Below are 21,055 nucleotides of genomic sequence, written 5' to 3' on the forward strand. Positions count from 1 at the left end.
TCGCCGCCGCCTCGATCATCGCGCGTGCTGGCGCACCAGTTGCGCGAGCGCATCCGTCAGCGTCGTCGTCCCGTAAAGCCGCTCCGACACGCCGGCCTCGACGTCGATCTGTCCGGCGTTGTGCACGTCGTAGAGATCGACGATCAACTGCGCATGGCGTTCGCCGAGCCCCGCGCGCAGCAGCGTCGCGGTCCATGTGTCGCGCGGCAGCTCATGCGCAACGATCGCGCGGCCGGCCGCCGCGCCGAGCGTATCTGCGATCGCCGTCACGCTCACCCGCCGCGGCCCTTCGACGCTGACGATGCGCGGCCCGTTGCCGCCTTCGGCCGCATCGAGCAGCAGCCCCGCCGCAACGACGCCCACATCGGGCGCCCAGACTGTCGGAAATACCTTGGTCACCGGATGATGAAAGCTCGGCAGCACGCCGGTTCCGAGCGCGACCGGCAGGATCCGCATCCAGTTCTGCAGATGCTCGGCCGAACGCAGCAGCGTCAGTTGCGTCGGGATCGTTTTCAGCCGTTCCTCGAGGTAATGAAACAAACGGGTGATGCCCGTATTGCCGTCGCGCTCCGCGCCGTAGTCCGACAGCGTGAGCAGCGCCGGCGGCGGGTTCGCGGCGAGGGCGGCGGTCGCGATGTCGATCGTTCGCGTCATCGTCACGGCCGGATCGCTGTCGGCGACGGGCACCGGGCACAGCATCTGCACGGCCCGCGCGCCGTCGATCGCCGCCGCGACCGCGCTCAAGTCCGTCAGCGGCGCAATCGCCACGTCGCAACCGAGCTGCTCGAAGCGTTCACGATGACGTGTGTCGCGCAGCACCGCGCGCACGGGATGGCCTGCGTTACGCAGGGTCGTTACGGTCGACAGGCCGACGTTGCCGGATGCACCGAAGATCACGAACACGATCCGCTCCTGTGGGATGAAGGTGTAGTGATTGTCTGCATGCGCGGCCAGGACGGCGCGCAGGAAGGGATGATTCGAACAGGAAAGGATGACGAGATGCGAGGTCGCGCACGGATCGCGCGGCCCGCACGCCCACCGGCGGCTATCGACGTGAAGGCTTCTCGCTGTCCTCGCCGTCATAAGCAAGCCTGAGCCCGCCCCGCCCTCCCGATCGCGCGATCTCCGTCGGCGTCGCGCCGAGCACGCGGTTCATCCAGTTCGCCATGTGGCTCTGGTGCGCGAAACCGGCTTCGAGCGCGATCTGGCTGATGCTGAGCCGGCCTTCGAGCAGCAGCGTCTTCGCACGCTCGACCCGGCGCCGCACGACGTACTGGTGCACGGGCATCCCGAGCGTTTCGCGGAACAGCACCTTGAAATGGGGCACGCTGATCGACACGAGCGCAGCGAGTTCGGCCAGCGTCATGCGCCGGTCGAGGTTCGCCTCGACATAGTCGATCACGCGCGCCGCCGCCTTCGGCGCGAGCGCACGCCGGCGCTCGCGGAACGTCGGCTGGCTGTCGACCAGCCGCGCGACCAGCGCCGTGCACAGGCTTTCCGCATAGAGTGGGTCCGACGCGTCGTCCGCTTCGAGTTCGGCGGCCATCGCCCACGCGATGTGCTGCAGGCGCGGGTCGCGCACCTGCAGCCGGCGGCGGATCTGCGCCTGCGACGGCTTCAACTCGAGGTGCTCGAAGGTCCGCCGCACGAACGTGTCGCCGAGCATGATGTGCAGGATCCGGCAGTCGGCGCTGTCGGTCCACTGGCCGGGCAGGCCGGCCGGAATCACGTCGACATCGCCGTGCGCCTGGATGCGCGACACGCGCTCGCCGTCGCACACGCAGTCCGCGCGAACGGGCGAGCCGATATGCACGCCGATGCGGTGATGGTCGGCCGCCGGAATCCGGTACGTGCCGGCGCGAATGTCGAGCAGCGCCGCGCCGAAGCCTCGCCAGCCGCGCCCGCTGCTGGAACGCAGGCTGACCGGCACGCCGTTGTCCGGCGGTGCGGCGAGAATCGGATCGCTCATGGCCTGGCTCCATCCGCTCGTGTATGAACGCGCATTGTGACGCGTTTTCTGCCGGCGTGCCGGGCCTGCGGGGGCCGGATCGGGACCGATGAAAAAGATCATCCGTTCCTGCTCAAGCCGATCCTTGCGTGAGCGCCGGCGGGCGCCGTGCCACTTACGATCGCTCCATCCGACACCTACGGAGCCCGTCATGTCCCATTCCTGCCCGCGGCGCGCGGCAATCGCCGCCCTGCCGCCGTCCGGCGCCGCCCGCCTTCACACCCTCTCCCGCGCCAATGGCGCCCGGTCTGCCGTTGCCGAATGGTGCCTGCGCGTCGTCGGCTGGCGTCGGCTCGAACGGCTGCTCGCGTCCATTCCCGACAGCAACGACGACTTCGGACTCGTCTGACCGGCCGGCGCGAGCGGCGTCCGCCCGCCTGCGCCTACTTGCGCCGCCGCTCGTGCGGCGCCACCGTCGCGCCGTCGATCACCGGCGCGCCCTGCTTGATCAGGAAATCGCGAAACAGCCCCGTCACCTGCGAGATTCGCCGGTCGGCGAGCGTGACCACCACCCATTCGCGCTCGATCGGGCTGCCCGGAAACGGCAACTGCCCAAGCAGCCCTGTGCGCAGTTCGAGTGCACACGCGTGCAACGACAGGAATGCGATGCCCAGCCCGGCTTCGGCCATCTGCTTGATCGCCTCGTTGCTCGACAATTCGGAACCCACATGGAATCGGTAGCCGGCCGTCTTGAACAGGGTCTCGACAGTCGAGCGCGTGCCCGCGCCGCGTTCGCGCACCAGCAGGTGCGCGGACTCGAGATCCTTCAGCGTGACGCGCTTGCGCTGCATCAGTGGATGACCAGGCGCCGCGACGAACACCATCGGATGTTTCGCGAACTCGACCGCATGCGTGCGCAGCTCCTTCGGCGGGCTGCCCATCACCGCGAGATCGATTTCATGCGTCGCGAGCATGCGAATGATGTCGTCGCGGTTGCCGACCTTGAAATACGTCTTCACGTGCGGACGCGTCGCGGTGAATTTCACGAGCAGCGGCGGGATCAGATACTCGGCCGTCGTAATCGCGCCGATCCGCAGCGTGCCGCCGAGATCGCCCGTCAACGCCGCCACTTCGTCGCCGGCCTCGCTCCACAGATGCAGGATCTCGCGCGCATAGCGCGCGACGATCTCGCCGGCCGCGGTCAACTGCACGCCGCGCCCCACCCGCTGCAGCACGGCGGCGCCCACGGCCTCCTCGAGCAGGCGAACCTGCAGCGAAACGGCCGGCTGCGTAAGGTTCAGCTCCTCGGCCGCCCGCGACACGCTGCCGAGCCGCGCGATCATGTCCAGCGCCTTCAGCTGCCGGAACGTCGCGGTCTTTCCTATAAGTGAATACATATGAGTCGCTTATAAACATTAAATTGTTCGAGTGGGTTCGAAACTATATCGTCGGTTCCTGAGCAATGTCATCCGAATCGTCATCAGCGGGAGCCCAACATGGACAACACCACGCCCAACCTTGCAACGGACCGCGCGCCGCGCATGCCGCGCATCGTGATCGTCGGCGGCGGCGCCGGCGGCCTGCAGCTCGCCACGCGTCTCGGCGATACGGTCGGACGCCGCGGGCAAGCCGAAGTCGTGCTCGTCGACCGCTACCCGACGCACTTCTGGAAGCCGCTGCTGCACGAAGCCGCGTCGGGCCATCGCGACCCGGCGTCCCACACGATCGAATACGCGGCGCAGGCGAAGCGCCACGGTTTCCGCTTCGTGCAGGGCGCGCTGCAGCGGGTCGACCGCGCCGCCCGCACGGCGACGATCGCCGCCGTGCAGGACGCCGACGGCACCGAAATCCTGCCGCAGCGCGAGCTCGGCTATGACGATCTCGTGCTGGCGGTCGGCAGCGTGACGAACTTCTTCAACGTGCCGGGCGCTGCGCGCCATGCGCTGCCGCTCGAAAACCTCGACCAGGCCGAGGATTTCCGCCGGAAGTTCCTCGCGGCGTGCACGAAGGCGAATCACCAGGCCGAGCAGCATCCGGCACGGCGCGCGGCGCCGATCTGCGTCAACGTGATCGGCGCGGGCGCGACCGGCGTCGAGCTGGCCGCCGCGCTGCGGCACGCGATCCAGCAACTGACGACATACCGTTTCAAGGCACTGGTATCCGCACGCGACGTGCACATCCGGCTGATCGAAGGCGGCCCGCGCATCTTGCCGGCGCTCGACGCGCGGCTGTCCGGAAAGATGCACGTGCAGCTTCGCGCGCTGAACGTCGACGTTCTGACAGACACGCGCGTGGCGGAGGTCGGCGCGGATGCCGTGACGACCGCGACGGGCGAACGGCTCGCTAGCGACATCACGATCTGGGCGGCCGGCGTCGCGGGGCCCGCGATCCTGCGGGAGATCGGTGACATCGCGCTCAATCGGGCGAACCAGGTGATCGTGACCGACACGTTGCAGACGCCGGACGATCCCCATGTGTATGCGTTCGGCGATTGCGCCGCGTGCCCGTCGGCCGGCGCGAGCGGCTTCCTGCCGCCGCGCGCGCAGGTCGCGCACCAGCAGGCCGTGTATCTGATCCACGCATTCGCGCGCCGTGTCGCCGGCAAGCCGGTGGCGGGCTTCACGTTCCACGACGCGGGCACCGTCGTGTCGCTCGGGCAGGCCGGCGCCGTGTACCAGGCCGACCTCGGCGTGCGTTCGCGCTCGCTGATCGTCGACGGGCTCGCCGCGATCGGCCTGTACAAGTTCCTGTACCGCAAGCACCTGTTCAGCGTATACGGGCTGAAGCGCGCGCTGTTCCAGTCGCTGAGCCACTGGCTGCAAAGCCGCAACCAGCCGTCGATCAAGCTGCACTGATCAACGGCTGACACGCAGCATCGCAAGACGGCGTATCGGGCACGCATCGCCCGGTACGCCGTTTTTTATTTGCACATCTCCGGTGCATTCGCAGCGTGCGCGAGTCTGGTACATCACATTGAAGGCCGTCGATACGATGCCTTTCGCGCGGAAAACGCCGCATGACACGCATCCCGCGCCCACTCTGGCTCGCCACCCCATTCATTAGTCGAATCGTATGAGTCGGATATAAATATTAATTGGTCGCGTTTTCCGGATCGACGCTAAGGTGTGTGGCATTCCCGTCGGCGAACGGATCATCACGTCTCTGAAGAGGAATCACCGTGGTTATCGAAGCCATCGTCACCCGTCTCGACGCTGCATTCGCGCAGATCGAAGCGACACCGGATTCGCGCGAAGCGCGCGATCAGCGCGACGCGATCATCCAGTGGCTCGATCGCGCGTCGGAAGAAGGATATCGACTCGGTCTCGTCACGACGCTGCCGGCCGCACGGCTCAGCGACATGTTCGAAGGCCAGTTCGGCCGCGCGAACCTCGACCGCTTCTCGGTCGTCGTCACGGACGCCAATAAGCAGGACTCCGGATCAAAGCAGCATCCTTTCGACGTCGCGCTGCAAGCGCTCGGCGTGCCGCCCGAACGTGCGGTGGCGATTGCGAGCAGCGAACCGGAACGCCGCGAAGCCGAACATTTCGGCCTGTCGCGCTGCGTGAGCATCACCGACACGGTGCGATCGATCGCATCGGCTGGCCTGCACTGAACGCGGGCACGCGGGCCGGCGGCGGCCGGCCGCAATCCGACGATTGCCAGGCCGCGTGCGGCGGCGCGAAGATCGCGCCGGGCAGCCACTTTCACGACTACGCAGGGTTGCAGCGGTGTGACGAGTATCCGTGATGCATGGCGGCATCAGTCGGTGACGAACCCGGCCAGATTCACGCGTATCGGCTTGCCGAGCGTGCGCGCGACCGGGGAGGCGCGCACGACGTCACGAACCCGTGCCTGCCCTGATGCCGACAACGCTTCCGCGAAGCGCAGCGATACGTTGAAGACGGTTTCGCTGCCGAGGCGGTCGACGACGACTTCCACCGTTGCGTCAGGGAGCGTTACCTGCTCCCGTTCGGCGGCCATGTCGAGCGGCATGCAGATACAGGCAGCGAGCGCGCTCTCGAGCAGTTCGTGCGGCCGCATGCCGGCATCGCCGCCCTTGCCGTCCTTTCGCGTATCCGAACGCACGAAGCGGCATCCGTTACTGACTTCGACACTGTAGGGCTTGCCCGTTCGGGTGGCCGTGACCATGTGCATCTCCGGTTGAACGATGCCTGCAGGTTAAGGCGACGCGATCGACGCTGGAAGGCAACGATCGATACCGGAATCCGTCGTAACCGGCTCAGCGACGCTCGACAGCCGGACGACGCGCTGCTGCAGATGATGGACCGGTGAATCGCCGCAGCAGTGGCGCAGCCGGCGGCCTGCGCGGGCGGCAAGCGTCGCGCGCGGATGAGCGGGTGACGCAGCCGCGTCGCCAACGAACTCGCGTCCGCCCGCGCGGTCGAACGTGCATCGCCGGAGAACTCGATGAAACGCGTTGCCACTGTCGCTGTACTGACCCTGCTTGCCGCCGTCAGCTTGCCGGCAGCCGCCGGCGCACCCTCCGGCGCCGCCGCGCCGGTTCCAGCGCACGCAAAAAATTGCGTCCCGTCCCGGGACGTCACGCATGACGCCCGCTCGCCATCAAAGGCGCCGCCGATCCGCGTATGCGTCGGCGATTCCGATACGCAACTGAACCTGCCGTGGTTCCTGACCGATGTCCTCACCGCGGTGGATACGCACCAATCGGCCGGCGACCTGCTGCACAAGATGCGCAACGATTTCTGAATCGCGGCGGGCCCGACGTAGCGGCCAGCCACGTCCCTGTGTTCACCCACACCGCATCGTTCATTCAACGTCAGACCGCTTCAGCACCTGCATAAAAGTGCCGGCGATACCGGCACGCATCGCGGGGTCGGCAATACGATCGAGCAGCGACAGCATTTTCTTTCGTTCACCTTTCGATAGCGGTCAGTGTCCTCCGCTGATGGCGACCGTACCGCGCAGCGACCGCTCGCGCGCCGCCGGCAAATCGCCGGGAACGGCACCTTGCGAAAATATTTCCTGTCGAGACGCAATCACAAAACTCCACCATTTGTTGAATAACAATATTTCGTAATCTCGCGCCACATCTTATACTTGCCGCGCACCATCCTCGTGCCAAGAGACGGTGTCTTTCGTCCCGGCCGCACTACCATGCGGTCGGGTTTTTTTTCGGTGCGCTACGTCAATATACATGCGCAACATGCACATGTTATAGAGGCAAGCCTCCGAACGAATGGCCGATCGAGACGGTGCGTTTTATGCCCATCGCAGCCGTTGAATCGATTAGCATCCCGATTACCGGCGCGCACCGCCTTGCCCGAACCCGGCATGACGCATGCGCGCCGTTTGTACATCGACCGGTTCTTCCTGCCGCTCCATGCGCACCACACCAAAGGCAACCGCGGGAATGTCGGCACTCACGCCAGGCTCGAAGCCAGTTTTCCAGCGCAGCGGCGCGTGGCCGCGGGTTGTCTTTTTCGTCGCCGTGATCGTTTGCGTGCTGGTGCCCGCATTCGCGATCGCGCTTGCCGATCGCTACGCGCGCGATGCCGTCACCACGCATGAACGCATCGTCGCGAACGACATCGTGGCCTCGGTGGATCGCATCCTGGACGGCGCTCGCCTGCGACATTCGGACGAACTGACCGCGCTCGTCGGGCGGCCATGCACGTCGGTATTCCGGACGCTGGCCGAAGTGGGCACGCGCCTGCGCTACCTGCGCGCCGTCGCCCTGGTGAACGACGGCCGCGTCACGTGCTCGTCGGCGCTCGGCGCGATCGACTTGCCGCTCGACGCCTACACGCGCGAACCGGAACCGGGATCGACGATCGTCACGCTGCTGCGCCAGACGCCGTTTCAGCACGGCATTCCGGTGCTGTCGGTGTTTCGTGCCACCGCGCACGGCGCGGGTGTCCTGTACCTGATCGAGGGCGACTATGTGGCCGATGCGCTCGCGCACAGCGCCCGCGACGGCGCGGAAACCGCGACGCTGTCGATCGCGGGTTCGGGCCGTCTCGACCAGCACGGGAAGTTCGCGCTGGAATCGGCGCCGGGCCCCGCAGGCGGAAGCGCGATCGCGTCGCACCGCTGGCCGTTCACGGTGTCGGTCGTCGCGTCGACGCACCATGCATCGCAGGTCCAGCGCCACTATCGGCTGCTCTGCGCGATGATCGTGCTGCTGGCGGACAGCCTCGTGATGGCCGCCTACCTGCTGGCGATGGCGCCGCGGCGGCTGTTGCTGAAGGCCGTTCGCCACGCGCTCAGGCGCAACGAGTTCCATGTCGTCTACCAGCCGATCGTCGACGTGCAGACACGCAGGACGGTCGGCGTCGAGGCGCTGCTGCGCTGGCACCATCCCAAGTGGGGGGCCATCAGCCCGGCCGTGTTCATCCCGCAGGTCGAATCGAGCGCGATCCTGCCGAAGGTGACCGAATTCGTGCTGCGGACGGCCGTGTCCGAATTGGCCGCGCTGACGCCGCCTGCACCGCTGCGCATCGCCGTGAACATCGCGCCGAAGGATCTCGAACGCGCGCGGTTCGTGTCCGTCGTCGAAGAAGCGATCCGCTCGCTGCCGCCCGGCTCTACGCTGGTGCTCGAAGTCACGGAGCGCATCCTGCTCGAGAAGAACGCGCGGACCACCGCGATCTTCCATGCGCTGCGGTCGAAAGGCGCGAAGTTCGCGATCGACGATTTCGGCACGCATCACAGCAATCTCGACATGCTGTCGCGCTTTCCGTTCGACTACGTGAAGATCGATCGCCAGTTCGTGGCGCAACTGAACGGCGGCGGTGCGGGATTGATCGAGGGTATCGCGGCCGTCGCGCACCACTACGACCTGAAGATCATCGCGGAGGGCGTGGAGACGGAAGCGCAGCATCGCGCGCTGCATGCGGTCGGGATTCAATACGCGCAGGGCTACCTGTATCAGCGGCCGCAGCGCGCGGAGAACCTGAAGCGCGATTTCGCGTGGGCGTCGGTGTAGGGGTAGCGTCGCCGCGCCGCACGCTCGATCCTGCGCGGACACCTTCAGCAGTGCGACGTAATGCGCCTTCGTATCCGCGCCGTAGTGCATCGTCGGAAACGAAATCGACAGCCCCGCGATCGCACGATCGAAACGGTCGAACACGGGCACCGCGAGACACAGCAGGCCGTCTTGCCGCTCCTCGTTGTCCTCGCCGTAGTCCTGCTGCCGCTCGTGCGAGTGCGGCGACGATCAGACCTGCTCCCGAAGGTAACGGATGCACCTCATCCGCAGACTCAACCGATCCGCGAGTGCGTCCGGTGGCGGGGGCGTCGGATCCGTCTCCGCACTGACAAGCGGCTCTGCAAACGCAGCGTTGTCGACCGGGCGCACCGACTTCGCGATCTGAAGCGACGCATGACCTATCCAGATGCGATCGCGCCACTCGCAATTCGCACGATGGATGACAAGCCATGCTTGCAGCGATTCGACGAGTTCAAACGGCGACAGCCACTCACGAGTCCGCCTTTGAGTGACGAGTTGCAGGACAACAAGGAAATAGAGCAGATCTACGTACTTGGCCGGGACGCGCATGGTCCATCTTCTCGTTGTCGATGCTCGCGAGTGCGTCGGCGTCGGCTCATCCCTGGATGCTGAGCGCCTTCTCGAGCGCGGCAATCAATTTGAACGCGTCGTCCCGCCCGATCAGAAAACCGCGGCTGGTGTACTCGCATCCGAACGCATAGAAGCTCGGCAGCAGTGTCACCATGTCCTTCTGCTGATCGAAATCGACTTCGCATTTTGTCAGCGGGAAAAACGGGGGCTCTTCGACCGGGATGTTGTACACGAAGCTCTCCTAGTACATTTTGCGGGGCGGCAACATGCGCTTCGCCCTCAAGCGTTGCCGGGCAACGGCGCTGGCCTTTTTCCGCTTGCGCTCCGTCGTGGGTTTTTCATAGCCGGTGCGACTGCGCAGCTCCCGGATCAGCCCGGTTTTCTCGATGCCTCGCCGGAATCGACGGAGCGCGACATCGATCGGTTCGTTTACCTTGAGTGTGATAGTCGTCATGCAGATCCTGTTTGGGTAGGTTTGAACGGAAAACTAGCCGAGCTGTGTCATGACGGCACTCGCTATCCCGTCGGACTCGAACTCCGAATATCCGGCTCCGATCGATAGTGCGCGTACCGCCACGAACATTTGCAACTCTTGTTGATGGCACAGCGCCGAATCGGCCATTTCGGCGGGCAAAATGGCGCCGGCCCAAGTGACCTCGTGTCGCCTGATCAGACCGAGTAGTTCGTCGATGATCATTTCGTCCTCCAAATTGCCGATAAATCGCGTTGCCTGACCGGGTCGCGTCAGAGCGTGCTGGAAAAGAAACCCTGTTTGTCGCGATTGTCGTCGATGATGTTCTCGGCGTAGCGCAGCGAAGCACGACGTGCATCACCGGCGCTACCAAATGGAGAGTTGTCACGCAATCTGAAAGTCTGGCTCCGCGTCAGCGTGTCCGTGGTACCGCGAAGGCAAATCTTGACGGCCGCGTCGAAACCGGCATCGTAGTTATGCGGGCTGCCATCCAGTGCCGGCACGTGAGGGTAAATCAGTGGATAAATCTCGAATCCACGGTAGACATGCATGCTCATGACAAACTCCTCGCGTTCGGCCGCGACGAATCGCATGGGCGAACACATCCGGCCAGTATCGCCACTGCAAGGCGTGCCGGGGGGTGAAAGGGTCAACGGTGCAGCGCGTGAGAGGGGCGATGCAGCAAGAGGGCAGATGGAGGGACGAGCGCTCGGAGGGCTGATGATCGCTCAGATGAACCCATCATACGCGCATCGTTTATGGGGCGTCCAACTTATTCCCGACTGCACGCAACGACGCACGGGCGCACGACCGGCAGGCACGCGACGTCGGGTTACGACGAATCGGGCCGGGGCGCTGTCGCTTTGTTCATACAAAGATGCCCACGACGCCTCGTCGGAACGTAGCGGCTAATCCGATCCGCTACTGTGGAGCAAGCGGGCGCTTCTTCGTGCGCGATTTCGTGACAGAGGGGAGCTTGGGCGGTACCCAGTTCAATGCCGTGCCGAGCTTGGGCAGGGCCATGACATTCTTGGCACGCGGAGGCACCTTGTTACCGCGAGGTTGACTTCGGGTCATGCAGGTTCTCCTGCTGCGCCGCTTGCGCGATCGGATGAGCCGGGCTCATCCGATCAGGCACACGCGGCTGAACACGCGCGCTGCGAGGGAGTGCATCTGCAGCGCGCATGTTCGACGTCCGGATGCGAAAGGAGGCCCCGCAGGGCTTGCATCAAGGCGTGTTGCGTCCGCGACGAAGGTGCGGAATGCGTAAGAAGCGGCCGTGACGTGCGTCCCCGCGAACGGGGGGCTCACGACTCGCAGGAATTACAGAGGGGTAATGTTCGAAGCCTGCAGGCCTTTGGGGCCGCTCTTCGTTTCGTAGCTGACTTTCTGGCCTTCGGCGAGGGTCTTGAAGCCGTCACCGCGAATCTCGGAGAAGTGCGCGAACAGATCGTCGCCGCCTTTGTCCGGCGTGATGAAACCAAAGCCCTTGCTGTCGTTGAACCACTTGACGGTACCGGTATCCATATTAGATCTCCTGAAAATGGACGAGCGTATGCGCCCTAAATGGGCACGGGAAAAGAATCAAGGAGGGAGAGGACAACGAATACCGCAGGTCGCGGTCGATGATGAGCAGCAATCGCGCTTCTTGAAAACTTCAGCGACTGACAGTACGCCTTGCCAAGGCGTGTGTCAAGCGCTTTTGGTCGAGGGGCAGAACACGTTACCGTCGTTCGGTCGTCACTGATCGCGGTCAGAAGCGCGCACGCTCGCCGGAAAACCGCAAGTCGTTCCAACGCGCCTGAAGGATCTCGTGGAGTGTTTTCGTCGGCCATGGCCGCGCCGCCTCAACGGCAATGTCAGAGGGTTGCCAGCAAACGTAACTGATGCTCGGTCTCGGTTCCGGTGATCAACGCAAAGGACCACGTCTCCCGACGCTCGACCACTGAAAGGCCCTCCGCATCGGAGAAGAGGTTCCACGCGACATCATCGATATGTGCAAACCTTCCGCCAGCGCGCGCGAACGCCCGCAACAGCGGGCTCGCTTCTCGGCGGAGCACCAGGCGGTCTGCATTCAACACATAGGGTGGCCAGCCGGCACGAAGGACCAGGTAGTGGGGAATGGAACTGCGGTCAATCTTCATGGCGTTTTCTCGAACCGGCGCGGCTACATAAGAAGATGATCGGTCAGACATCGCCCCTCTTGCAGATGCCCGATTCTCGAACAGACGCGCGAACACCGAGGATGACCAGCTAGCCCCACTATACGCGCTGCCGTCGCGATTCACACCTCGCTGTAGTGCGAACGCATACTTTGGAGACCGGAATCCGGAGGTGGCATTTCATCGCGGAAGTGAACGGGAAATACACGCCAGCGGCGATTTGGCTGGCTTCGATGCGCGCGACGATGCGGTTGCATGCGCGAGACGCAGTTTCGACAGCAGGTCGTACCCAGGACACGGTTCTACTTTCGCCGGCGGTCACGGATACAACCGGGCGATACGAAAGCGAGAAAGCTTTGGAGAATTTACCGTGTCAATGGGCAGGGACACCTGGCCCGGTTATGCACGCTCGGCGATAACGCGCGAGCGGTCGAGCCCGGACGGTAGCGCAGCTTCGGCTGGCGCTTCCGGCACGGCGGAGCGCTACCGCCTGGGGTGCTTCATCTCCTCGGCTTCCACTGCCGCATTGCGTTCTTCACTCGCGGAAACGGATTCCATCGCCTCGTCGATCGATGCCGTTGCATGCTCGCAGGCCAGTTTCGTTTCTTCAACGTCAACGTCAGCCTCAGGCTCCTCGTCGTCGCCGGGAGGAGGATCGAGCATGTCTTTGAGCATCATCGCCAGTTCCGGGGTATTCCATTGTTCGCCCCTTTGCTTTTTCCTCTTTATGTAGTGCCGGACTTCTGCATCTTGCTCGGGTGTCAGTGGAAGGTGCCGAAAGGTGCTGTTTGGATTGGCGTCAATCATGATGTTGCTCCGAAATTCAGCCTGATCTTAGTGTAGCCGCTTCCCGGTATGCGTACACGCCACACCGGCAAAATGATTCGGATGACAGACCGACATGGCTCCGTGCCTGGACATCCTTGCAAAGCGATACGCCAACGGGCTGGAAAGCCGTATTCGAGGTCCTCAAGCAGGGGGAACAGGACTGATTCTTGCTACACCCATAGCCGGGCACGGCGCTTACAGATCTCATCCGTAAGCGTTTAGTACGGCCGTGCTTCGAGCTTCCAGGTCCATTGAATTCGACGCAGATCTTGTCAGCGGAGGCGCACCTGTGACAACCGAACGCGAGCTGTTCGAGCAATGGTGGTTTCGCGACACGCCAAGCGAATATCGTACGGCCGTCGCATATCGTTTTCGGGATCAGGACGGCTATGTGAGGGGCACACGGACAGCCGCCGCATGGGACGGATGGCAGGCTGCGCGGCGCGGCCATCCGTGGATCGGTATGGGCGAGATCGGTTCGACCGGCGCGGGCGGGAACCTCGCCCAGGCGCCAAAATCCGCCGCCTGGGCATCCATCACGAGCGAGCGTTTTTGACGGAGTTCGAGCAGGGTTTCATCCTCACCCGCCACGCTGCGCTACAGCGCCATCCCGCCGTCGATCGTCAGGCTGGAGCCCGTCATGTAGGCCGATTCGGCGCTCGCGAGCCACGATACGAGCGCGGCGACCTCGTCCGGGCTGCCGGCCCGCTGCAGCGGAATGAGCGGCCGAACGTGATCGAGATGATCGGCCGTCATGTCGGTCTCGACGGGCCCCGGCTGAACATTGTTGATCGTGATGCCGCGCGGTGCGAGATCGATGGCGACGCCCTTGACCATCACGGCCACCGCGGCCTTCGTCATCGAGTAGACGCTCGAGCCGGGATACCCGCTGCGCACGGCCACATTGCTGCCGATCGTGACGATGCGGCCGCCGCGCGCCAGGTGCGCGGCGCCGGCCTGAACAGCCAGGAACACGCCGCGCACATTGACGGCCAGCATCCGGTCGAGATCCTCGACGCTGACCGCCGACACGTCGCCCGTCTTCAGGATGCCTGCGTTGACTGCGACGACGTCGAGACGCCCGAAACGCTCGACCGTGCGCGCGACCGCCTGCCGGATCTCGTCCGCGTTCGCGCTGTCGGCGCGGATCGCCAATGCGGCCCGCCCGCTCGCCTCGATCGCGGCGGCCGTCTCCTGCGCGCGCTCGGGCGCCGAAACGTAGGTGAACGCCACGTCCGCGCCGTCGGCCGCGAGCCGTCTTGCAATCGCCGCACCAATCCCGCGCGACCCGCCGAATACGATCGCGACCTTGCGCGCCTCACCAGTAATGTCCGTCATGGTTTGCTCCTTTATGGATCGATCAGTCAATAACTCGTCACAAAAAACGCCGGCTTTCATGCCGGCGCGTTTCCCTGCCCGGGTATCAGCGCGCCTTGAGCCGACCGGCCGCGAATTCGGCCGTCGTGCGCAACGCCTGCGGCTTCGCGCCAGCGCGCGCGCCGAGCTGAATGCCCTGCATCGTCGTCAGAATGAAGTTCGCGACCTCGCGCGCGTCGACCGCACGGTCGATCTCACCTGCGTCCTGCCCTTCACGCACGCGCGCGACGATCCGCCTGACAAGCACCGCGCCGGATTTCTCGCGTAGCTCGGCAAGCTCGGGATCGACCGCACCGAATTCGCAGATCGCATTGACGCCCATGCAGCCGAGCACGCGCTCGGCTGCATGGGCGGCGATTACCCCAAGCAGCAGCGCCTCGATGCCCGCGATCGCGGACGCCGGGCCCGTCAACCGCGCGACATGGCCCGACACGCTTTGCGACTGATAGCGTTCGAGCGCTTCGACATACAGCTTCCGCTTGTCGCCGAACGCGTTGTACAGACTCTGCCGGCCGATGTTCATCGCGGTCAGCAGGTCGTCCGTGGACGTCGCGGCGTAACCCTTCTCCCAGAACACGCGCAATGCGCGCTCCAGCGCCTCGTCCCGATCGAATTCACGTGGTCTCACCATGGCGGCAGGATAGGCGTTATTGACACATCAGTCAATAACGCCTATCCGACGACGTTCGACGCATCGCCGGCGGGACGGGAAACGACTCCGCCCCCATTTCGCACGCCGGCCCCTTCGGCACGGACCGCGCCCAGGCGCTAAAATCCGCCGCCTGGGCATCCACCACGAGCAAGCGTTTTGACGGAGTTCGAGCAGGGTTTCATCCTCACCCGCCACTGGCGGGACACCGCGACCGGCATCGAGATCGAGTTCTGGCTGGCAACCGAACACGGTCCGCGCCGCGTGCAGTTGCGCCCGCAGGAAGCCGTCGCGTTCGTGCCGGTCGAACAGCAAGCACTCGCCGAACGCGTGCTGGCCGGCGAGCGCGATGCCGAATTGCGCCCGCTCGCGCTGCGCGACTTCCGGCAGCGCCCGGTCGTCGGCCTCTATTGCCGGCGCTACCGCCATCTATCCGGGCTCCAGAAGCGCCTGGCGGCGGCCGGCGTCGACGTCTACGAAGCCGACGTGCAGCCACCCGACCGCTACGCGATGGAGCGCTTCATCACCGCGCCCGTGCAGTTTCGCGGCGAGCCCGGCCGCGACGGCACGCTGACCGGCGGCGAGCTGAAACCCGCGACCGGCTATCGCCCGGCGCTGCGCTGCGTGTCGCTCGACATCGAAACCAGCGTCCACGGCGAGCTGTACTCGATCGCGCTCGAAGGCTGCGGGCAACGGCAGGTCTACATGCTCGGGCCGGCGAACGGCGACGCGAGCGCCGTCGATTTCCGCCTCGACTACTGCGACAGCCGGCCCGCGATGCTCGCGCGGCTCAACGACTGGTTCGACGAACACGATCCCGATGCGGTGATCGGCTGGAATCTCGTGCAGTTCGACCTGCGCATCCTGCACGCACACTCGGAGCAATACGGCGTGCCGCTGAAGCTCGGGCGTGGCGGCAGCGTGCTCGACTGGCGCGCGCACGGCCAGCAGCCCGACCACTTCTTCGCGGGCGCGGTCGGCCGCCTGATCCTCGACGGCATCGACATGCTGAAATCCGCGACGTGGACGTTCCCGTCGTTCAGCCTCGAATACGTATCGCAAGCGCTGCTCGGCGAAGGCAAGTCGATCGACAATCCGTACCAGCGGATGGACGAGATCCAGCGCCGCTTCGATCACGACAAGCCCGCGCTCGCGCGCTACAACCTGAAAGACTGCGAGCTCGTCACGCGCATCTTCGACAAGGCCGACCTGCTGTCCTTCGCACTCGAACGCGCCAGCGTCACGGGGCTCGCGGCCGATCGCACCGGCGGGTCGGTGGCAGCCTTCACGCACCTGTACCTGCCGCGCATGCACCGGCTCGGCTATGTCGCGCCGAACCTCGGCGACGTGACGGGACAGAACAGCCCCGGCGGCTTCGTGATGGATTCCCGCCCCGGGCTGTACGACTCGGTGCTCGTGTTCGACTACAAGAGCCTGTATCCATCGATCATCCGCACGTTCCTGATCGATCCGGTCGGGCTGATCGAAGGATTGGCGAACCCCGGCGACGACTCGTCGGTGCCCGGCTTTCTCGGCGCGCGCTTCTCGCGCACCGCGCACTGCCTGCCCGACATCGTGCGACGCGTGTCGGAAGGCCGCGACGACGCGAAGCGCCAGCGCAACGCGCCGCTGTCGCAAGCGCTGAAGATCATCATGAATTCGTTCTACGGCGTGCTCGGTTCGACGGGTTGCCGGTTCTTCGACCCGCGCCTCGCATCGTCGATCACGATGCGCGGCCACGAGATCATGCACCGCACGCGCGAGTTGATCGAAGCTCAGGGTTACGAAGTGATTTATGGCGATACCGATTCGACGTTCGTGTGGCTCGGGCAAGCGCACGACGACGACGCAGCCGGACGCAAGGGCCGTGCGATCGTCGAGCACGTGAACCGCTGGTGGCAAGCACGATTGCGCGAGGACTTCGGGCTCGAGAGCGCGCTGGAGCTGCAGTACGAACGTCACTACCGCCGGTTCCTGATGCCGACCGTGCGCGGCGCGGAGGAAGGCAGCAAGAAGCGCTACGCGGGCCTCGTGGCGGCCGCCGACGGCGGCGAAGACCTCGTCTTCAAGGGACTCGAAACGGTGCGCACCGACTGGACGCCGCTCGCGCAGCAGTTCCAGCGCGAGCTGTACCGGCGCGTGTTCGGGCGCGAGCCTTACCAGGATTTCATTCGCGACTACGTGCAGCGCACGCTGGCCGGCGAATTCGACGACCAGCTCGTCTACCGCAAACGCGTGCGCCGGCCGCTGCGCGAATATGAGCGCAACGTGCCGCCGCATGTGCGCGCGGCGCGGATCGCCGACGAGTTCAACCACGCGCAGGGCCGGCCGCTGCAATATCAGCGCGGCGGCTGGATCAGCTACGTGATGACGACGGCCGGCCCCGAGCCGCTCGAGACGATGCGCTCGCCGATCGACTATGCGTTCTACCTGAGCCGTCAGCTGCAACCCGTCGCCGATGCGATCCTGCCGTTTCTGACGGACGATTTCGAACGCGTCATCTCCGGGCAAGGGCAGTTGTTTCAGGATTAAAGGCGCATCGCACTTCTCCACGAACTGCCGCGCAGCGTCGCGCCGGGCCGCCGGCGATCGAGACATCCATGTCCCCGGGAGCGCCCATCCAGCTAGAATATCGGCCTGCTGCGCCTCCTGCCGCGGCCAGAGGACATCCATCATGACCGCACGTCGCGGAGCCGCGGTCGTCATCGCGCCCAGCCACGAGACAGCCAGCCTGTCGAAAGCCCAGAAAGCGTTCAACACGCTCGTCGAGCAAATCGAAAAGCGGCGCGAACGCCTCGGTGCGTGGGAAGCCATCATGCCGGTCTTCCAGAAAAAATTCGTCGACGGGCTCTTGCCGCTCGAACAGGCGTCGACGGCGTTGCGGATCAGAATGGTCCATCGGCTCGACGACGCCTTTCTGCAGAAAGGATTGAGCAAGACCGAGCAACGCACCCTCTCCGGGCTGATCGCCGATATGGCCCGCGACTTGCTCGACGTCGACGACGACGCGCAGTTGAAAATCATCTACCACCGGCACAGCGCATCCGACCACGGCAGCAACGCAGCGGCCGATCTCCAGCAGATGAAGCCGGAACCGGAGCCGATGCCCGGCGTTGAACCGGGCGACGATCTCGACACGCTGTCGCCCGACGAACTCATCGCGCGCGTGCAAGCCGAACTGGACGAACAGTTCAAGCGGGACATGGCCGACCACGAGGCCCGCGAGGCACAGCGCGCCAAGCGCAAGAAATCGCCCAGGCAATCGGCCGCGCAAGCCAGGCGCGAAGCCGAGCAGGCCGAATCGAGCCGGTCGATCCGCGAGGTCTATCGCAAGCTTGCCAGCGCGCTGCACCCCGATCGCGAACCCGATCCCCGGGAACAGGAACGCAAGACCGTGCTGATGCAGCGGGTCAACCACGCTTATGCGAAGGGCAATCTCCTGCAGCTGCTGGAACTGCAACTGGAGATCGAGCAGATCGACCGCCATGCAATCAACGGCCTCGGTGAAGATCGACTGACGCGCTACAACGGCATCCTGGAGGAACAGCTCCGCGAGCTGGATCAGGAGATCCTGCACGTCGAGACCGGTTTCCGGCGGGCTTACGGGATCGCGCCGTCCGTCAAGCTGGCGCCCGATACCGTCGTCCGCATGCTCACGCGCGACATTGCCGCTATTCAGCGCAGCAACCATGACCTGAACATCGCACTGCGCGAGTTCGACGATCCGGAAAAGATCAAGGACTGGCTGAAAGACGTGAAGCGCCGGCAGGCATCCCCCCGCTTCGACGACGATCCGTTTTAAGCGCGCACGCGGTTGCGGCGGTGAAGCAGTAAAACGCGCCGATCGCCGAGGGGAGACCGCCCACCCGGGCCGCCCTCAACCTGAAACAACGATGCCGCCTGCCGACAGCGCGACGGCAACCGGCCGCCTTCCCTCTCCGCCACACCCCGACTTCCGCCACCCACCCGCAGTCGCCCGACCGGTCGCGGCAATCGCCTGACGTTTCCGCTCACCGGGTACGCACAACCGCCGCAAGCCGTGCCTCGGGCCCCTTTCCCGTCGCGCTTCACCGCACATCCCGCAGCCTGCCCCACGCTCCCCGCGCCGCACGCACCGGGAAAACCCCGCCTCCCCACCGACAAGTTCTCGTTGACACAGCGATTTTTGCCCTTCTAATATGCACACAACGTTGCACACAATCAAACACACATAGATGTGTATCAGATAGCTCAAGCATGCGGGTTTACCCATATCCAGTGAGGACACCATGAATCGACTGTCTCGTTTCTCCCGTCAAATCGCCGCGTGCACCGTGGCAGCGGCATCGCTGTTCGCCGCCACTGCATCGCATGCCGCCGGGCCCGACGCATGGGCCGGCGTGAAGAAGGCCGGCGTACTGCGCTGCGGTGCCGCGGTCGCGCCGCCGTATGTGATGCGCGATCCGAAGACCGGCGCGTACAGCGGCTTCTTCTCGGATCTGTGCCGCGATTTCGGGCAGAACGTACTGAAGGTCAAGGTCGAGTTCGTCGATACGAGCTGGGACAACATCGTGGCCGGCCTGCAGTCGGACAAGTGGGACCTGTCGCTCGCGCTGAACGACACGCCCGAGCGCGAAAAGGCCGTCGCCTTCTCCGCGCCGGCGACCGACTACAACGTCTCGTTCGTCTACAACAAGAACAACCCGCGGGTTCCGAAGAACCTCCGCTCGGTCGCCGACATCGACAAGCCGGGCATCACGGTCGCGGTGATGTCGGGCACGTCGCAGGACAAGGCGATTTCCGCCGAACTGAAGCAGGCGCGGATCATGCGGCTGCCCGGCAACGACGAGACGCGCCTGTCGCTGATCTCGAAGCGCGCCGACCTGCTCGCCGACGCGAACATCACCAACATGCTGCTGACGGAAGCGCACCCGGACTGGGCGGCCAGCTTCAATCCGACGCCGCCGCTCGCCCAGCAGGAAGTGGCGTTCGGCCTGCGCAAGGACACGCCCAAGGCCGACCTCGACGTGCTCAACGGCTATCTCGCCCAGCAGGTCAAGTCCGGCGCCGTGAACCGTCTCATCAAGACTTCCGTACAAACCATGCTGACCCCGGGCAAGTAAGCGCCGGCCGCGCCGACGAGCCCGGCGGACCGTCGGACCGTCAGCGGGCTTCGGTTTTCCGATTCGCACTTTGCGCGCCGACGTCGGGCGCCACTGGAGAGACAGTCATGTTGTCGCCTCAAACGACGGCCGTCAGGTCGGCCATGCATCCCCTTTCGACGACGCGCTTCGCCGCGTCCGCTGCAGCCGGCGATTTCGTCCGGCTGCACGACGTGCACAAGTCGTACGGCCCGAACCTCGTCGTCATGGACGGCATGAGCCTCGACATGCGCGCCGACGACCGGCTCGTCATCATCGGCCCGAGCGGCAGCGGCAAGAGCTCGCTGCTGCGCGTGATGATGGGGCTGGAAGGCATCCAGCGCGGCGAGATCGCGTTCCAGGGCGCGCCGTATATCCGCGGCGGCGACGCGCGCGGCGGGTGGCGCATCGACGCGAAGCTGCAGAAGCAGGTCGGCATGGTGTTCCAGCACTACACGCTGTTTCCGCACCTGTCGGTGCTGGGCAACCTGATCCTCGCACCCGTCAGGGTCGGCGGGCTGTCGAAAGCCGAGGCCACCGAGCGTGCGCGCACGTATCTCGCGCGCCTGGGCCTCGAAAGCAAGCTGCACGCGTATCCGAGCCAGCTGTCCGGTGGCCAGAAGCAGCGCGTGGCGATCGCACGCGCGCTGATGCTCGAACCGAAGCTGATGCTGTTCGACGAAGTGACGTCCGCGCTCGATCCGGAGATGGTGGTCGAAGTGCAGAACGTGATGCTGCAACTCGCCGAGCAGAAGATGGCGATGATCATCGTCACGCACGACATGCACTTCGCGCGCGACATCGCGACGCGTGTGGTGTTCTGCGCGAACGGCAAGATCGTCGAGGAAGGTGCGCCGGCGGACATCTTCAAGTGTCCGAAGGAAGCGCGCACGCGGGAATTCCTCGAGAAAATCCTGCATCTCGACTGAGGCCGAAGC

Annotated in this window: 24 protein-coding genes and 1 pseudogene; 10 read left to right on the forward strand and 15 right to left on the reverse strand. The window is 65.0% G+C overall.

Annotated elements, in window-relative coordinates; translation table 11 throughout:
- Positions 1-15 precede the first annotated feature (15 nt).
- Both CUJ89_RS31360 and CUJ89_RS31365 read right to left on the reverse strand, forming a co-directional pair.
- A complete protein-coding gene (locus CUJ89_RS31360) occupies positions 16-903 on the reverse strand; it encodes an NAD(P)H-binding protein (protein WP_114181119.1) in 888 nt (295 codons plus the stop codon).
- 142 nt (positions 904-1,045) lie between these two features.
- Positions 1,046-1,969, reverse strand: coding sequence for an AraC family transcriptional regulator (locus CUJ89_RS31365; RefSeq protein ID WP_114181120.1), 924 nt, complete (start codon positions 1,967-1,969; stop codon positions 1,046-1,048).
- A gap of 190 nt (positions 1,970-2,159) precedes the next feature.
- Here CUJ89_RS31365 and CUJ89_RS31370 point away from each other — a divergent pair, with 190 nt between their 5' ends.
- On the forward strand, positions 2,160-2,357 hold the full coding sequence (locus CUJ89_RS31370; protein WP_236655013.1) for a hypothetical protein: 198 nt from the start codon (positions 2,160-2,162) through the stop codon (positions 2,355-2,357).
- Positions 2,358-2,391: 34 nt separating this feature from the next.
- Here CUJ89_RS31370 and CUJ89_RS31375 read toward each other — a convergent pair whose 3' ends face one another.
- Complete coding sequence (locus CUJ89_RS31375; protein ID WP_114181121.1) at positions 2,392-3,345, reverse strand: LysR family transcriptional regulator; 954 nt, start codon at positions 3,343-3,345, stop codon at positions 2,392-2,394.
- Positions 3,346-3,444: 99 nt separating this feature from the next.
- On the opposite strand from CUJ89_RS31375, the gene CUJ89_RS31380 reads away from it, so the two are divergent.
- Both CUJ89_RS31380 and CUJ89_RS31385 read left to right on the forward strand, forming a co-directional pair.
- The gene (locus CUJ89_RS31380; RefSeq protein WP_114181122.1) at positions 3,445-4,803 is read left to right on the forward strand and encodes an NAD(P)/FAD-dependent oxidoreductase; all 1,359 of its coding nucleotides are present in this window, start codon (positions 3,445-3,447) and stop codon (positions 4,801-4,803) included.
- A gap of 323 nt (positions 4,804-5,126) precedes the next feature.
- Positions 5,127-5,561, forward strand: a complete 435-nt coding sequence (locus tag CUJ89_RS31385) for a phosphatase (protein WP_114181123.1) — start codon at positions 5,127-5,129, stop codon at positions 5,559-5,561.
- Between the two features lie 146 nt (positions 5,562-5,707).
- Here the strand turns inward: CUJ89_RS31385 and CUJ89_RS31390 are convergent, their stop codons facing one another.
- Positions 5,708-6,097: an OsmC family protein gene (locus CUJ89_RS31390; protein WP_114181124.1), complete on the reverse strand. Its 390-nt coding sequence runs from the start codon at positions 6,095-6,097 to the stop codon at positions 5,708-5,710.
- 279 nt (positions 6,098-6,376) lie between these two features.
- On the opposite strand from CUJ89_RS31390, the gene CUJ89_RS31395 reads away from it, so the two are divergent.
- Entirely contained in the window at positions 6,377-6,676 is a 300-nt protein-coding gene (locus CUJ89_RS31395; RefSeq protein WP_114181125.1) for a hypothetical protein, read from the forward strand.
- A gap of 634 nt (positions 6,677-7,310) precedes the next feature.
- Entirely contained in the window at positions 7,311-8,915 is a 1,605-nt protein-coding gene (locus CUJ89_RS31400) for an EAL domain-containing protein (RefSeq protein ID WP_114181126.1), read from the forward strand.
- 30 nt (positions 8,916-8,945) lie between these two features.
- Here CUJ89_RS31400 and CUJ89_RS31405 read toward each other — a convergent pair.
- The 9 genes and pseudogenes from CUJ89_RS31405 to CUJ89_RS31445 form a co-directional block, all read right to left on the reverse strand.
- A pseudogene (locus CUJ89_RS31405) lies at positions 8,946-9,131 on the reverse strand (IclR family transcriptional regulator C-terminal domain-containing protein); the annotation flags it as partial.
- 15 nt (positions 9,132-9,146) lie between these two features.
- On the reverse strand, positions 9,147-9,488 hold the full coding sequence (locus CUJ89_RS31410; RefSeq protein WP_114181127.1) for a hypothetical protein: 342 nt from the start codon (positions 9,486-9,488) through the stop codon (positions 9,147-9,149).
- Between the two features lie 46 nt (positions 9,489-9,534).
- The gene (locus tag CUJ89_RS31415) at positions 9,535-9,741 is read right to left on the reverse strand and encodes a hypothetical protein (protein WP_114181128.1); all 207 of its coding nucleotides are present in this window, start codon (positions 9,739-9,741) and stop codon (positions 9,535-9,537) included.
- Positions 9,742-9,750: 9 nt separating this feature from the next.
- Complete coding sequence (gene rpsU / locus CUJ89_RS31420) at positions 9,751-9,963, reverse strand: 30S ribosomal protein S21 (RefSeq protein ID WP_034189687.1); 213 nt, start codon at positions 9,961-9,963, stop codon at positions 9,751-9,753.
- Between the two features lie 33 nt (positions 9,964-9,996).
- Positions 9,997-10,206, reverse strand: a complete 210-nt coding sequence (locus CUJ89_RS31425; RefSeq protein ID WP_114181667.1) for a hypothetical protein — start codon at positions 10,204-10,206, stop codon at positions 9,997-9,999.
- 47 nt (positions 10,207-10,253) lie between these two features.
- Positions 10,254-10,538: a hypothetical protein gene (locus CUJ89_RS31430; protein ID WP_114181668.1), complete on the reverse strand. Its 285-nt coding sequence runs from the start codon at positions 10,536-10,538 to the stop codon at positions 10,254-10,256.
- Between the two features lie 766 nt (positions 10,539-11,304).
- A complete protein-coding gene (locus CUJ89_RS31435) occupies positions 11,305-11,508 on the reverse strand; it encodes a cold-shock protein (protein ID WP_085038287.1) in 204 nt (67 codons plus the stop codon).
- Positions 11,509-11,840: 332 nt separating this feature from the next.
- Positions 11,841-12,125, reverse strand: coding sequence for a hypothetical protein (locus tag CUJ89_RS31440; protein WP_114181129.1), 285 nt, complete (start codon positions 12,123-12,125; stop codon positions 11,841-11,843).
- A 501-nt stretch (positions 12,126-12,626) separates the two neighbouring features.
- On the reverse strand, positions 12,627-12,950 hold the full coding sequence (locus CUJ89_RS31445; RefSeq protein WP_114181130.1) for a hypothetical protein: 324 nt from the start codon (positions 12,948-12,950) through the stop codon (positions 12,627-12,629).
- A 310-nt stretch (positions 12,951-13,260) separates the two neighbouring features.
- On the opposite strand from CUJ89_RS31445, the gene CUJ89_RS31450 reads away from it, so the two are divergent.
- Entirely contained in the window at positions 13,261-13,527 is a 267-nt protein-coding gene (locus CUJ89_RS31450; RefSeq protein ID WP_114181131.1) for a hypothetical protein, read from the forward strand.
- 41 nt (positions 13,528-13,568) lie between these two features.
- Here the strand turns inward: CUJ89_RS31450 and CUJ89_RS31455 are convergent, their stop codons facing one another.
- Positions 13,569-14,309, reverse strand: coding sequence for an SDR family NAD(P)-dependent oxidoreductase (locus tag CUJ89_RS31455; protein WP_114181132.1), 741 nt, complete (start codon positions 14,307-14,309; stop codon positions 13,569-13,571).
- An 85-nt stretch (positions 14,310-14,394) separates the two neighbouring features.
- Entirely contained in the window at positions 14,395-14,979 is a 585-nt protein-coding gene (locus CUJ89_RS31460) for a TetR/AcrR family transcriptional regulator (RefSeq protein WP_114181133.1), read from the reverse strand.
- 177 nt (positions 14,980-15,156) lie between these two features.
- Here CUJ89_RS31460 and CUJ89_RS31465 point away from each other — a divergent pair, with 177 nt between their 5' ends.
- From CUJ89_RS31465 to CUJ89_RS31480, 4 genes are all read left to right on the forward strand, one after another.
- A complete protein-coding gene (locus CUJ89_RS31465) occupies positions 15,157-17,529 on the forward strand; it encodes a DNA polymerase II (RefSeq protein ID WP_114181134.1) in 2,373 nt (790 codons plus the stop codon).
- 142 nt (positions 17,530-17,671) lie between these two features.
- A complete protein-coding gene (locus CUJ89_RS31470; protein ID WP_114181135.1) occupies positions 17,672-18,799 on the forward strand; it encodes a molecular chaperone DnaJ in 1,128 nt (375 codons plus the stop codon).
- Between the two features lie 466 nt (positions 18,800-19,265).
- Positions 19,266-20,099 carry a substrate-binding periplasmic protein gene (locus CUJ89_RS31475; RefSeq protein ID WP_114181136.1) on the forward strand — a complete coding sequence of 278 codons (834 nt, stop codon included), beginning with the start codon at positions 19,266-19,268 and terminating at the stop codon, positions 20,097-20,099.
- 107 nt (positions 20,100-20,206) lie between these two features.
- Positions 20,207-21,046, forward strand: coding sequence for an amino acid ABC transporter ATP-binding protein (locus CUJ89_RS31480; RefSeq protein ID WP_114181137.1), 840 nt, complete (start codon positions 20,207-20,209; stop codon positions 21,044-21,046).
- Positions 21,047-21,055: the final 9 nt, after the last annotated feature.

The organism is Burkholderia pyrrocinia (assembly GCF_003330765.1).
Lineage (GTDB): Bacteria > Pseudomonadota > Gammaproteobacteria > Burkholderiales > Burkholderiaceae > Burkholderia > Burkholderia pyrrocinia_B.